At 34.7% G+C, this 13,986-nt stretch carries 12 protein-coding genes; 2 read left to right on the forward strand and 10 right to left on the reverse strand.

The window, feature by feature from the left end; all coding sequences use genetic code 11:
- Positions 1 to 29 precede the first annotated feature (29 nt).
- The 10 genes from GGR32_RS07290 to GGR32_RS07335 form a co-directional block, all read right to left on the reverse strand.
- Positions 30 to 215 (reverse strand): hypothetical protein, encoded by a 186-nt coding sequence (locus GGR32_RS07290; protein ID WP_183477537.1) that lies wholly within the window; start codon positions 213 to 215, stop codon positions 30 to 32.
- A gap of 68 nt (positions 216 to 283) precedes the next feature.
- Positions 284 to 838 (reverse strand): serine protease inhibitor ecotin, encoded by a 555-nt coding sequence (eco, locus tag GGR32_RS07295; protein ID WP_183477538.1) that lies wholly within the window; start codon positions 836 to 838, stop codon positions 284 to 286.
- Positions 839 to 885: 47 nt separating this feature from the next.
- On the reverse strand, positions 886 to 1,785 hold the full coding sequence (locus tag GGR32_RS07300; RefSeq protein WP_183477539.1) for a glycerophosphodiester phosphodiesterase family protein: 900 nt from the start codon (positions 1,783 to 1,785) through the stop codon (positions 886 to 888).
- 129 nt (positions 1,786 to 1,914) lie between these two features.
- Entirely contained in the window at positions 1,915 to 3,480 is a 1,566-nt protein-coding gene (locus tag GGR32_RS07305; RefSeq protein WP_183477540.1) for a calcineurin-like phosphoesterase C-terminal domain-containing protein, read from the reverse strand.
- 11 nt (positions 3,481 to 3,491) lie between these two features.
- Complete coding sequence (locus GGR32_RS07310; protein ID WP_183477541.1) at positions 3,492 to 4,940, reverse strand: SusD/RagB family nutrient-binding outer membrane lipoprotein; 1,449 nt, start codon at positions 4,938 to 4,940, stop codon at positions 3,492 to 3,494.
- An 18-nt stretch (positions 4,941 to 4,958) separates the two neighbouring features.
- A complete protein-coding gene (locus GGR32_RS07315; RefSeq protein WP_183477542.1) occupies positions 4,959 to 8,450 on the reverse strand; it encodes a SusC/RagA family TonB-linked outer membrane protein in 3,492 nt (1,163 codons plus the stop codon).
- A gap of 83 nt (positions 8,451 to 8,533) precedes the next feature.
- Positions 8,534 to 9,454, reverse strand: a complete 921-nt coding sequence (locus GGR32_RS07320; RefSeq protein ID WP_183477543.1) for a FecR family protein — start codon at positions 9,452 to 9,454, stop codon at positions 8,534 to 8,536.
- A 97-nt stretch (positions 9,455 to 9,551) separates the two neighbouring features.
- A complete protein-coding gene (locus tag GGR32_RS07325; protein ID WP_183477544.1) occupies positions 9,552 to 10,130 on the reverse strand; it encodes an RNA polymerase sigma-70 factor in 579 nt (192 codons plus the stop codon).
- Positions 10,131 to 10,220: 90 nt separating this feature from the next.
- Positions 10,221 to 11,315, reverse strand: coding sequence for a redox-regulated ATPase YchF (gene ychF, locus GGR32_RS07330; RefSeq protein ID WP_183477545.1), 1,095 nt, complete (start codon positions 11,313 to 11,315; stop codon positions 10,221 to 10,223).
- Between the two features lie 123 nt (positions 11,316 to 11,438).
- A complete protein-coding gene (locus tag GGR32_RS07335; protein ID WP_183477546.1) occupies positions 11,439 to 11,789 on the reverse strand; it encodes a 4Fe-4S dicluster domain-containing protein in 351 nt (116 codons plus the stop codon).
- A gap of 66 nt (positions 11,790 to 11,855) precedes the next feature.
- Between GGR32_RS07335 and GGR32_RS07340 the strand changes: the two genes are divergently transcribed.
- Entirely contained in the window at positions 11,856 to 12,890 is a 1,035-nt protein-coding gene (locus GGR32_RS07340) for an acyl-CoA reductase (RefSeq protein ID WP_183477547.1), read from the forward strand.
- A gap of 19 nt (positions 12,891 to 12,909) precedes the next feature.
- Positions 12,910 to 13,974, forward strand: a complete 1,065-nt coding sequence (gene serC / locus GGR32_RS07345; protein WP_183477548.1) for a 3-phosphoserine/phosphohydroxythreonine transaminase — start codon at positions 12,910 to 12,912, stop codon at positions 13,972 to 13,974.
- The last annotated feature ends 12 nt before the right edge of the window (positions 13,975 to 13,986 follow it).

Raw genomic sequence — 13,986 nt, forward strand, 5'->3', positions numbered from 1 at the left:
TACAAAATTAAGCATCTATGTGATAGAAATTAGTGTCTAAACCAATTTTCTATAGCTTGATCTATTTCTACACGCGATACAAAAACACCATCTGTAGTTGGGTTAGAAAGGCATCCGTATTTTTCTAAATAAATCATTTTTTCTACAAGTTCATCGATTGTAAACTGATTAGGAAGCTCATCGATTACTTGTTTTAATTGTTCTTTAGCTATCATGAATTAAAAAACTTGTATCCTTAAAGCAAAGATACAAGTTTTCAGTTTAACTTTTTATTAAGAAAAATTTATTTTACCAAATACTCTTTTGTATGTTTTTCCCACACATGGTAACGTACTTCAAAGCCTTCTGGTACATAGATTACTATTGGCAGCTTCGAATTGTAATTTACCGTTAATCGTTCTCCTGTAATAAATTTGGTTACTTTTTCATTATCTAAACATGCCATTTGCGTGCTTATAACTTCTGCATTAGAATCAAATGTGTAATATGTGTATCCCCAACCTTTTAATAAATGTTCTTCTAAATTTCCTAGAAAACCGTGCCTGTTACAAATATCTACGGCAATTTCTTTTCCTGGCGAAAACTCTATAGAGAAATTAGCTTCGTTTTCTAACTTAGGAAGTGTAATTATTTTGCGTTCATACCCTTTTTCTGCTTTTGGGTACATCGAGAAATCTACTTCTTGCTTAGGTAAATTTTCTAAATCTAATGCCTTTGTCATTTTTTGAGTAGATTGATTATTATTTTTTGTTGCTGTTGTGTTTACAGATACACAACTTGTAAATGTAAATAATAAGCCTGCAAAAAGAAGTACTCCTAATGTGGTTAGTTTTTTCATGTTTTTATTAATTTATTGTAAGTAAAAACAAAGGTTGCACCATAAATCTAATCTTCCAAGATTTTTAATAGTTTATTAGGATAATCGGTAATAATTCCATTTACATTAATCGCTATTAATCGTTTCATTTCGGTAGTATCATTTACCGTCCAAGGGATAACCTGCATTTTTTTATTTTTTATTTCAACCACTGTTTTTTCATCTGTAAGAAGCTTGTAATTAGGGCTGTAAATTTCTGGTGCAAAACTAAGTTTATTCATATTTTCCTCGAATGTTCCCTTTCCTACCAAATAAGCTAACTTTATATGTGGGTAATTTTTGTGCATTTGTTCTAAAACTTCTGGATCAAACGATTGAATGTTTATATTTTCCTCCAATCCAAATGCTTTCACCTCTTTCATTACTAAATCTACAAATACGCTAGGAACTGGCTGAAATTTATCATATTGCTTTGCAGCAGATTTTATTTCAATATTATATTTTATAGGAGGTAAGCTATTCGCTTTTATATATTTTTCTACTTCTGTAAAAACTTCAGCTAACAAAGGTTTGTAAAGTTCTTGATGTTTTTGCTCTGGAAACGAATTGTTTTTTCTAGTTCCTACATCAAATTTTTTAATACTATCGTAAGGCATTGTATATAAATTGTACGCCTTTTCTTCTGTTTTAGAAATGGGTGTTCCGTTAGGTAAGTTTACATACGAAGCTTTCATATAAGGCTCATGAGAAACTACTACTTTATTATCGCTAGAAATAACCACATCTAACTCTAAAACATCTACCCCCATTTGGGTTGCGCTTATAAAACCAGGAATAGTATTTGCGGGAAAATAACCTTGGTCTCCACGATGCCCTTGTACTTCTACTGTTTTTTTATCCATCGTTGTATTACAACTTATTAGTCCTACAAAAGTACCTAATATTAAAAGTCGTTTTCCTAATTTCATTGTTTTTTATTTAAAAAACCGCCCAGAGAGCTTTGCTATATTTACTCTATTGCTTCAATAACAAAATAAAGATATATTTACAAATTCACTATTATTTACGCTCGGCCTCTAGGCAGTTTAATTATAGGGTTATTTTAAAATTTTATAACTGCTTGTTGCGGTATGTGTTTTCCCGTAACGATCGGTTACCTTTACTTCTATTTTATGTGTACCTTCGTTGAGTTTGGTTGGAAGTTTAGCTTTCCAAAGGTGGGTACTTTCCATGGCATTAGAGCCTCTTCTGCCCTCCATTAGTGTTGTAGAGGTTTCCCATTCATATAAACCTACTTCATAGGCAGGGTCTTGTTCTCTTGTATAATGCATTTTTTTCCAATCTCCTCCGTCTATACGATAGTAAAGCTTATCGTTTTCGCTTCCCATAAAATAATTTACGTATAAACGAGACCTGGTTCTTTTATCTTTTTTAAGAACTTTTGGTGCAAAAATTTCCATTTGATAATCGTCAGAATTTCCTGCTACTTTATAAGCTATACGATACTGATTTCCATCAAAATGGATAAAAGCATAACCTTTTGGAGTCCCGTCTCTCATGGTAGAAATTGGTACGCCATCTTTGTTTAATTTCCCTGAATACCAATCGCCCGAAGTGGTTCCTACATTATAGTGATGGTGTGGTTTATCTTGGTGCCACCCCATGCTTTTATCAAAAAAATCTTGACGCTGAATATGGGTATGTGCCGATAAAGAAAGTGTATTAGGATAATCTTTTAATAAATCGAATAAACGCTGACGATGTGCATCGTTAAACGGATCGCCTTTAGGTTCGCTAATAGGAATATGAAAAGCCAATACAATAAGGTGATCTTTAGGTACATATTTTAAATCGTTTTTTACAAAAGCTAACTGATCATCTCTAAAACCACCCCAATAGCCTTTTCCGTCACGTGGGTCTGGATACAAAACATCGTCTAGCACTATAAAATGTACTTTCCCAACATTATACGCATAATTTGCTGGCCCAAAATGAGCCTCGAAAGTTTCGTCTGAGTATTTATCTTCTTTTACATCAAAATTTAAATCGTGATTTCCTAATACGTTGTACCAAGGTATTCCTACTCGTTTTGTAGCCAAAATATAAGGATTAAACAGATCTAAATTATCGCCTACCAAATCTCCTAAACTCAATCCAAAGCTTACATTTTCTACCCCTTCAAGTTCTTTTACAATGCCTTCGGCAAAAAAAGCAACTTCCTCTTCGGTATAAGGCTGTGGATCTCCGAAAATTAAACTTGTAAACCTTTCAGACTCTTCTATTGGAAATAATCCGAAGTTGATTTTTCGTGGTAATTTCCCAGTAGGTGCTACGCCCTTAAATTTTGTTTTTGGCGACCCGTTAGGTTTATGAATATAAAAAAACTGAGGCAGATTATTTGCATCTACAGGAACTTGGTATCCGCTTGGTTTTATTACCGAAATAATAGCATCGTCTGAAACTGGTAATGAATATTTTCCGTTTTTATCGGTCAACACCACTTCTACCCCATTGGTAACAGCAACATTTTCTATCCCTTTCTCTCTACGGTCTTGCTTCCCATTTTTATTAATATCCTGGTAAACTACTCCTTTTGCAGTATCTTGTGCAACGCCTAGCATCCCAAATAGGCATACACCTAGTGTAAATAATACTTTTTTCATGTTTTTATATTTTAAGATTGAATATCCCACCAAACTTTTTTATTAATTTCATCACCTCCCATACGTTCAACGGCTTCTTGATAGCTATTGAAATTTCTATCTATTTCGTTAATTGGATAGTACATACGCGTAGGTAATTCTTGATTGTTTAACATTTCTGAAGTTGTTGGCAACTGCGGCAAGCCTGTACGTCTCATCTCGAACCAAGCTTGATAATCTGTAAAAAACAGCGCGTAATATTTCTGCAGTAAAATTTGTTCTAAACTGCCATTATATGCTGTAAAAGGCGTATCGAAATAGGTTTCTGGCATTTCGATTTCCCAAAACTCTATAGCTGATGTTACGGCATTTTTATAGTGCATTTCTGCATCTGAAAAATATCCACGTTGTGCCAATTCTGCTTTCATAAATTCTACCTCTGCATACGTTAAAATAGGAATTTTTAAAGGTGCTGTTGCTAATGAATTTTTCACTCCCGAAGGTGTAGCAATTGTATCGGGAAGTGGTGTGTTTACAAAATCTATAGGTAAACCTATATAACCAAGGTAATCTCCTTCGCCTTCTTCCGAGTATTCTCTTGCTTCTCCTGCAAATACTGGTAATCTAGGGTCTTCAAAATTATTAAGGTTATCGATAAAAAAAGCGGTGTAATACCTAAATGTACCAAAATCTTGAGGCCTATCCCAAGGTGACATTAACGGAGCTATACCGTCTAGGTACAAGGTGGCTTCCTCATCTCTATCGGTGAAAATTGGATAAGTTGTTGGATTTTCTAGCATGTTTTGCATTTTAGAAAAAGCACCAACTTCTGTACGATTAGATACTCTTAGCAATAAACGTAAATGCAATGAATTGGTGAATTTTTGCCATAATTTACTATTGTTATGAAACAATATATCTTCAACATACACCATTCCTTCCTCATGGTTATATAAGGCATTTGCTTCTTCTAAATCTAAAAATATTTGGCTGTAAATATCTTTTTGTGGTGTAAATGTAGGAAACCAAATTCCTTCTTCTCCTAATGAAGCTTCTGCAGCAGGAACATCTCCAAAACAATCTGTTAAAATAGATAATGCGTATGCTTTTAATGTTAAAGCGATTGCTTTATAATTATCAAGATTATCACGCTCGGCAGCTAAATGCATTTCTCTTACATTGTTTAAAACATTGTAATAATCATTCCAAGTACTAGAGCCGATATTCTCGTTAAAATCGTAAAAATGTGGGGCGTCGGTAAAATCTTCCGAGGCAACAAACATTTGTGTAACGGGAGCGGTAATATTACGCATTTGTACCGCATTACGTTTTGCTAATTTATAAATTATAGGGTTTAGGTTACTCCCTGCCGTCATTTCCGACAGTTTGTTGGGGTCTGTATTAGCTTCATCAAAATCTTTAGTACATGAAAACAATAAAGTTAAGCTACAAAAGATAAGTATTGTTTTTATATTTTTCATTTGTATTAATTTTTTAGATTAAAATCCGAATTTCACATTAAGTCCAAACTCTGTAGGTACAGGTAATTGTCCTACTTCTGCCCCAGGATGCATACTGGTACCACCAGCAAGACCTGCTACTTCTGGGTCGTAAATTGGAAAATCTGATAATACAGCTAGGTTTCTTCCGTAAAGCGATAAGCTTAGTTTATTTAAGAAGGTGCGTTCGAGTGTTTTTTTAGAAAAATCGTATGAAAGACTTACTTCTCTAAGTTTTACAAAAGATGCATCAAACGAGTTTGCTTCTGTATTTGCAAGTTTATAATGTGCATCATAATAGGTTGCTATAGGAAGTGCTTTGGTGTTTGGTGAGTAAGTACCATCTGCATTTTCTACAACCCCTTTTCCTACAAGTTCTCCTGCTTCACGACCTGCTAATGTGTGTTTTAGTTTACCTTGTTGTGTTAATTTATGGTGTGTATGTGAGTAGATTTTCCCGCCATATTTCCCGTCTATTTGCACATGCATTCTAAAATTTTTATAGGTAAATGTATTGCTAAAGCCAGCGGTCCATTTTGCTTGGGTATCGCCTATATAAATAACTTCACTTGTCATTTGAGGAGTTCCTTTAGAGTTATAGATAATTTCTCCTGCGTCATTACGCTCAAAGCCACGCCCGTATAAAGCTGCTGGCGACCCTCCTTCTACTGCCATCAATTTAGCTCCAGAAGAACTTAACATCTCAAACAAACCATTCTCTACACTTTCTGGAAGGGATAATACTTTCCCTTCATTTTTAGCCCAATTTAGGTGAGTGGTCCATTTAAAATTGTCTGTTTTTATAGGAGTTGCTCTTAGAAGTAGTTCTATCCCTCGGTTTCTAACTTCTCCTGCGTTAATAATTGCACTGCTATAGCCTGTAGAGTATGCTAATGGTCTCTGTAAGATTTGGTTTTTAGAGTTGGTTTGATATACCGCTGCGTCTAATTTTAAACGGTTGTTAAAAAATCTCACATCAAAACCTGCTTCGATATTAAGGGTTACTTCTGGTTTAAAATCTTTATTATATAAACTTGTTGGGGCATTTACAGAACCTGGAAAATCTGAACGCCCGTAGTATTTTTGAGTTTTATAACGATTTCCATAAGCTCCAGCTCCTCCAACTTCAGAAACAGAAGCTCTTAATTTAGCAAAACTAATTGCTTTAGGCATTTCTAGGGCTTCGCTTAGAATAAAGCTTGCGTTGGCTGATGGAAAGAAATAAGAACGGTTATGAGCTGGTAGTACACTATTCCAATCGTTTCTTCCTGTTAAATCTAGGAAAAGCATTTTTTTCCATCCTAAAGAAACTAAACCGTATACACTGTTTACTTTGTTAAACCCATTATATTCGCTGGTTAACAACGACGTCCCGTTAGATAACATGTATTGTCCAGGAATTTCTAAACCTTCTGCCCAAGAATCTTGGCGTCTGTATTCGTAATCCATTCGGTTTCCTCCAACATTGGCTTCTAGCTCTAAGTTTCCAAAGGTGTTTTTATAGGTAAGTAAAACGTCTAAATTGGTTTCTTTCTTTAATACTTTAGTGGTACGATAATACCCTCGAGCATATCGGTTCACATCGTACGGACGTTCTTGGTCCATTGCTTTATTGTACATGTTTAAAGCTCCTCTTGCCATTAAGGTTAAATTGGGTACTATTTCATAATCTAACTTTACATTTCCCGTTATGGCATTTTGATCTAAAGAGTTTTGAATTTCATAAGCAATCGCATAAGGGTTATCTATATAACTACTATATGGGCGAATCATATCTATGTTTTCTTCTCCTTTTCTCCAAATAGGCTTGTACCAATCTAAATCTACGTTAGGGTTTTGGAAAATCATAAAATAACCTATAGAATGGTTGTTATAACCTTGCCCAGGTAAGTTATCACTGGTACGATTACGGTAATTTACAATAGAGCTCAACTTCATTCTGTCTGATATTTGATGAGAAGCATTTACCGAAAGAGATAATTGTTCATATCCAGTATTAGGCATCACCCACTCATTTTTAGTATGTGTAATAGAGCTTCGGATGCTTCCTTTTTCGCTACCTCCATCAAGAGTAATATTTTGTGTTTGCGTAATACCTGTACGCCAGAAATCTTTACGGTTGTCTTTATAAGGTCTCCATAAGGTTCGTTCTGCTCCCTGCCCTTCTAGTTCAGGGTCGTATTGAAAGTAATATTGCCCGTCAAATTTAGGTCCGAATGCACTACTGCTTCCTTTGGTACTGTTCCCATCTTCAGATGCTCCATAGCTATAGAATAATCTATCGTTATACGCCACAGGATTTCCGTTTGCATCGGTTGCTGGTTTTAAGTATCCTCCTTTACCGCTTCCTTGTCCGTACTCATATTGCCAATCTGGCCAACGGGTAATAACATCAAATTTTGTATTAGAGCTAACCGTTACCCCTAATCCTTTCTTTTTATTCCCTGATTTTGTGGTAATAATAATAGCCCCATTTGCAGATTGATATCCGTATAAAGCAGCTGCAGAAGCTCCTTTTAACACAGAAATACTCTCGATATCCTCTGGGTTTAAATCTGATATAGCATTACCAAAATCTATTGGGGTATCGTTATTTCCAGAGCCTCCCATATATCCGTTAGTAGCTCCAGAGCCTGAAAACTCATTCTGAATCGGAATTCCGTCTATTACTATTAGCGCTCCATTATTACTAGGGTCTAAAGAGCTGTTTCCGCGTAATACAATTTGTTGCGAACTTATTGGTCCGCCCACACCATTTATGGTAAGCCCAGGAACTTTACCTTTTAATGCTTCGGACCAGTTGTTAGGTCGTGCCTCCATAAGCTCTTCTGAAGTAACCGTTTGTTGGGCGTAGCCTAATTTTTTCTCTTCTCTTTTTATACCTAATGCCGTTACTACTACTTCGTCTAAAGCATTGGTGCTTTCTTCTAAAATAATGGTTCCTAGATTAAGTTTTGTAACATTAATCTCTTTTGGAGTAAAGCCTAAAAAAGTTACCACAACGGTTGTAGGTAGCTGATTTACTTTTAGGTAAAATTTTCCGTCAAAATCTGTACTTGTTCCTAGGTTTGTTCCTTTCTGAATAATACTTGCTCCAGGCAAAGGCACGCCTTCTTTATCGGTTATTTTTCCTGTAAGGGTATATTTTTGCGGAGCAGCAACAGTAATATTTTGATTGATTACTTGAACGCTAAATCCTGTTTTTAAACTAATATAATCCAATACGCTTTGAAGCTCTTTATTTTTAAAATCTACGGTAAAGCGTTGAGGGTATTTTTTTACATGCTCATCAAATACAAAAGTGTAGTGGGTTTGTTTTTCTATGGCAGAAAAAACTTCTGTAAGGACTGCGTTTTCTACCTGTAAGTTTAATGTTGTTGAATTTTCATTCGCATAAAGCGATGTTTGGCATAGTAATATAAATGCCCATAAAAAATTAAGTTGTTTCTTAAAATACTGATTTTTAAAAAATAATTGTAATTTCGTATTCATTTTTAAAACGGCTATAATTGGTTTGTAGTCTTTTTTTAGTATGCCTTGTTTCTGTTGCAGCAGAAGTGAGGCTTTTTTTGTTTCTAAATACTTTTCTTTCTTATAATAAATCGTTTTTGAGTTAGTGTATCTATTTTCAGTTTCTTTAAAAAAGTAATACTTTGCAGCACTTCGCTAAGTTTTGCATCTTTATACTTCCCGGTAACAGTCATATTTTGCACCATAGTATCTGGAATATTAATTTTTACCGAAAACCAGTTTTCTAAAATCGCACTCGTTTCTGCCAAACTGGTATTGTTTAGAATAATTGTATTTTCTCGCCATGCATCAACTTCATTAGCCGTTATTTGATTAGGTTTAAAATTACGCGACTGGAGTTTAACTTGTTCATTTCTAACCAACACAACTTTTTGCATATCTGTAAGTCTGGTTACTTCTACTTTTCCGCTAGAAACATTAACAGAAGGTTGTACATTTTTATACGTATTTACATTGAATGATGTTCCTAAAACTTGTATTTGTAATTTTTCTGTTTGTACCTGAAAAGGATGGAGCGTATCGCGATAAACATCGAAAAAAGCCTCTCCTTCTAGTTGTATGGTTCTATTGTTTTTAAATGGTAATGTATAGCTTAATGTTGTATTTCTGTTTAGCCAAACTTCAGAGCCATCTGGAAGTATAATTTGTTTAGGAGTAATTCCTGCTGTTTCTGTAACAGGTTTGGGATTGGTAAATAAAAATTGATATCCTAAAATTAAACCCAATAATACAGCTACCGATGCTGCTGCACTAAACCAATTGGTATTCCAAAACCGAGATGAAGAAACTGGTTTAGTTTTTTGGGTTATTGCTGTAAAGAGCTTTTGCTTTGTAGCCTCCTTATCTAAAGAGTATGGATTTAATTGTAGTTTTTCCAATAACGCTTCAAGCTGTTCTCTTTCTTTATCAGAGCAGGTGTTTGCTAAATATTTTTCTGTTAGTGTATAAAATTCTTTTCTAGTCAACGTATATCTTTTTTAGCAAGTACTTATACATAGCGTATACACGTAACCGAAATTTAAGGCTTAACGCTTTGTTAAACTTAAAGCAAATTAGCTAACATTAAACTAACAATGCTAGTACCATGCTTATATAAAATAAGCCATCGGTTTTATTTTTAAGAATTTTTAAGGCGTTGCTTATATGAGTTTCTACAGTTCGTTTAGAAAGCTTTAGTCGAGTAGCTATTTCCTGATTTGTTAGTTTTTCTTGCCTGCTTAGTAAAAACACTTCTTTACATTTAGGAGGCAATTGTGCTATCTGATTTTCTAATTGAAGTTCTAATTCTGAATATTCTAAAATACTCTCTGGAGAAGATGAAAACGGTGTATCGGTCAATACTAAAAGTTGTTCCTCTGTAAATTGAAGTTTTTTTACATGTTTTACAACTTGATATTTTACAGCTTTAAACAAATAGCCCTCTAGGTAGGTTACTTGTAAATCTGTTTTCCTTTCCCACAGGCTTATATAGACTTCTTGTACAATATCTTCGCAAACCTTTGCGTCTGCATAAATTTTATACGCATAAGCATATAAACGCTCCCAGTATTTATCAAAAAGCATTTTAAAGGCGTTATGGTTGCCTTTTTTCATGGCTTCTAGAAGCTCTTTGTCTGATAATGTGAAGGATAACTTTTTCATTTACTTAGATAACAAATGAAAAAATTATCCCTTGTTTATTTTTATATTTAGGTTTAAGTTTTCGTTAAGAAAAACAAGATTCTTTAACGATTATACGTTGAATCTAAAATGCATTATATCGCCATCTTTAACAATATACTCCTTTCCTTCTATTCCCATTTTTCCTGCTTCTTTTACTTTAGCTTCACTACCATAAGTAACATAGTCTTGATAACTCATTACTTCGGCCCTAATAAAGCCTTTCTCAAAATCGGTATGGATAACTCCTGCTGCTTGTGGTGCGGTTGCTCCAATAGGCACCGTCCAAGCTCTTACTTCTTTTACTCCTGCGGTAAAATAGGTTTGTTGGTTTAACAACTTGTATGCTGCTCGGATAAGTTTAGCGGCTCCGGGTTCATCTAGCCCTATATCGGCAAGAAACATTTGGCGCTCGTCATAATCTTCTAACTCTGCAATATCTGCTTCGGTACCTACAGCTAATACCAAAACTTCGGCATGCTCATCTTTAACGGCTTCTTTTACTTTTTCCACGTAGGCATTTCCTGTTGCAGCAGCTGACTCATCTACATTACATACATAAAGTACAGGTTTATCGGTAATAAACTGTAATGGATGCACAAATTCTTTACGATCGTCCTCTGTTATTTCAATAGCTCGTACAGATTTCCCTGCTTCTAAACCTTCTTTTATTAATAATAAAGTTGCCTCTTCTCGCTGTGCATCTTTATTTCCTGTTTTTGCTGCACGCTTAACTTTATCTAACTTTTTTTCTACCGTTTCTAAATCTTTCAACTGCAGCTCAATGTCTATGGTTTCTTTATCTCTAATAGGATCTACGCTACCATCTACGTGTACAATATTATCGTTATCAAAACAACGTAATACGTGGAGGATTGCATCGGTCTCTCGAATATTTCCTAAAAACTGATTTCCTAAACCTTCTCCTTTGCTTGCTCCTTTTACTAAGCCGGCAATATCTACAATCTCTACGGTTGCGGGCAATACGCGTTCTGGGTTTACTAATTCTTCAAGCTTAAGCAATCTTGGGTCTGGTACATTTACCACCCCTATATTAGGTTCTATTGTACAAAATGGAAAGTTTGCACTTTGTGCCTTTGCATTAGATAAACAATTAAACAAAGTTGATTTCCCTACGTTTGGTAAGCCTACAATTCCTGCTTTCATAGATTTGGTAAAATTTAAATAAGCTGCAAAGATATACAATGCTAGATAATGTTCTTAAATTTTTTAAAAATAAAAAGCCGCCTTAAGGCAGCTTTTATTATAACTTTGTATTAGTATTATTTTTTAATCATGGTGCATAAAAGCTTGCTTTTGCAGCAATTGCTCATCTGTCTCTACATGGTTATCGTCTGGAACACAACAATCTACTGGACATACCGCTGCACATTGTGGTTCTTCATGAAAGCCTTTACATTCTGTACACTTATCGGGCACAATGTAATAGAACTCGTCACTTATTGGCTCTTGAGCATCTTCGGCATTAACCGATTTACCCGTGGTTAATACAATATCGCCTCCTAAATCAGTTCCATCAGCATAACGCCAATCGTCTGCTCCTTCATAAATTGCCGTGTTTGGACACTCTGGCTCACAGGCTCCGCAATTTATACATTCATCTGTTATTATTATAGCCATTATTTTCTGTTTATTATGTGTAACTTTGTACAAAAATAACGCCATTAGCCTAGATAACCAAATAATATGAACACGGAAAATCGTATTGCTGCTTTTGCAGAATTAGGAGATCTTTTTAGAAACTATAATAATAGTGAGAATTTAAACAACGCTTTACACCAAAAGTATTTACATCTGTTACAAGAAGCGGCTAAGCAAAGTATACATTATAATGGTTGGTTTACACCAGAAAATATAACTTTTGCCATACAGCAATGGGGCGGTTTACTAACCAAAGAAAACCTATCTGATTGGTTATCTAACTACGCTTTACCCCATACTACCCCTAAAAATATTGGAATTGTGATGGCAGGAAATATTCCGTTGGTAGGTTTTCACGATTTTTTAAGTGTACTTATTTCTGGACATAATGTAGTTATAAAATTATCTTCTAATGATAAGTTACTACTTCCGGTTATTGCTCACTTTCTAACAGAATTATCTAGCGAGTTTAGCAATGCGATTGTTTTTGAAAAAGAACAATTAAAAAACTTTGATGCCGTAATTGCTACGGGGAGTAATAATACCGCTCGTTATTTTGAATATTATTTTGGGAAATTCCCAAGTATTATAAGAAAAAACAGAAACTCGGTAGCGGTACTTACAGGAAAAGAAACCCAAGAGGAGTTAAGCGCTCTTGCTGAAGATATTTTTAGATACTACGGCTTGGGATGTAGAAATGTTGCAAAACTTTTTGTGCCTAAAAATTATAACTTTGATAGTTTTTTTAAAGCTATTTTTAACTGGCAAGATATTATCAATCAACATAAATATGCTAATAATTACGACTATAACAAAGCCGTATATTTAATGAGCGAAATTAAATTACTCGATAATGGATTTTTAATGCTAAAAGAAGATACTTCTTACAGCTCGCCTATTGCATGTTTATTTTATGAATTCTATGAAGATGAAGCTCAGTTGTTGGCAGAGTTAGAAAACAGCAAACAAGTACAATGTATTGTAAGCAAAAATCATATTCCGTTTGGGCAATCTCAACAACCTCAACTACATGATTATGCCGATGGCATAGACAGTATCGAATTTTTAAGAAATTTATAATACGAGAAACACTTTAATAATGAAGAAACATAATTTTAGTGCTGGTCCGTGCATACTTCCCGCAGAGGTGTTTCAACAAGCATCAGAAGCTGTTTTAGATTTCAACAACTCTGGACTTTCTATTTTAGAAATTTCTCACCGCAGTAAAGATTTTGTTGCAGTTATAGAAGAAGCCCGCAACTTGGCTTTAGAGTTATTACAACTTGACAACAATAAGTACACCGCTCTTTTTTTACATGGAGGTGCCAGCATGCAATTTTTAATGACTCCGCATAATCTATTAGAAAAAAAAGCCGCCTATTTAAATACCGGAACCTGGGCAAGTAAAGCTATAAAAGAAGCCAAATTGTTTGGAGAAGTTATTGAAGTTGCCTCTTCTGAAGATAAAAATTTTAATTACATTCCTAAGAATTTTGAAATTCCAACCGGTATAGATTACTTTCATTGCACAAGTAACAATACCATTTATGGCACTCAATTAAAATCCTTTCCTAAGAGTAATGCACCTTTGGTTTGCGATATGAGTAGCGATATTTTCTCTAGAGACATCGATTATTCTCAGTTTGATCTAATCTATGCGGGAGCTCAAAAAAATATAGGTCCAGCAGGAACTACGCTTGTAATCATCAACAAAGCAATCTTAGGAAAAGTTTCTCGTAAAATTCCTTCTATATTAGATTACAAAAGCCATATAGAAAAAGAGAGTATGTTTAACACACCATCGGTTTTTGCTATTTATACTTCTCTACTTAATTTACGTTGGCTAAAAAAACAAGGCGGTGTTTCTGCCTTAGCAAAAATAAATAAACACAAAGCCGAACTTTTATACGCAGAACTAGACAGAAATCCTTTATTTACTCCGTATGCAAACAAAGAGGACCGCTCATTAATGAACATTACATTTAACTTAGCAAATCCAGAACTTAGTCATACTTTTGATGCACTTTGGCAACAAGCAGGAATCAATGCCCTTAATGGCCACCGAAGTCTTGGTGGTTACAGAGCCTCTATATACAACGCCCTCACTGTAGAGAGTGTACAATTACTTACCGAAGTAATGCAAGAATTAGAAAACAAAGCATAACCTATAAACTAC

It is taken from the genome of Mesonia hippocampi (assembly GCF_014197445.1).
Lineage (GTDB): Bacteria > Bacteroidota > Bacteroidia > Flavobacteriales > Flavobacteriaceae > Mesonia > Mesonia hippocampi.

Coding starts and splice junctions, on each gene's coding strand:
- GGR32_RS07335 (WP_183477546.1), bottom strand. CDS start 11,789: ATGGCTATAATAATAACAGATGAATGTATAAATTGCGGAGCCTGTGAG.
- GGR32_RS07310 (WP_183477541.1), bottom strand. CDS start 4,940: ATGAAAAATATAAAAACAATACTTATCTTTTGTAGCTTAACTTTATTG.
- serC (WP_183477548.1), top strand. CDS start 12,910: ATGAAGAAACATAATTTTAGTGCTGGTCCGTGCATACTTCCCGCAGAG.
- GGR32_RS07315 (WP_183477542.1), bottom strand. CDS start 8,450: ATGAATACGAAATTACAATTATTTTTTAAAAATCAGTATTTTAAGAAA.
- GGR32_RS07340 (WP_183477547.1), top strand. CDS start 11,856: ATGAACACGGAAAATCGTATTGCTGCTTTTGCAGAATTAGGAGATCTT.
- ychF (WP_183477545.1), bottom strand. CDS start 11,315: ATGAAAGCAGGAATTGTAGGCTTACCAAACGTAGGGAAATCAACTTTG.
- eco (WP_183477538.1), bottom strand. CDS start 838: ATGAAAAAACTAACCACATTAGGAGTACTTCTTTTTGCAGGCTTATTA.
- GGR32_RS07305 (WP_183477540.1), bottom strand. CDS start 3,480: ATGAAAAAAGTATTATTTACACTAGGTGTATGCCTATTTGGGATGCTA.
- GGR32_RS07325 (WP_183477544.1), bottom strand. CDS start 10,130: ATGAAAAAGTTATCCTTCACATTATCAGACAAAGAGCTTCTAGAAGCC.
- GGR32_RS07290 (WP_183477537.1), bottom strand. CDS start 215: ATGATAGCTAAAGAACAATTAAAACAAGTAATCGATGAGCTTCCTAAT.
- GGR32_RS07300 (WP_183477539.1), bottom strand. CDS start 1,785: ATGAAATTAGGAAAACGACTTTTAATATTAGGTACTTTTGTAGGACTA.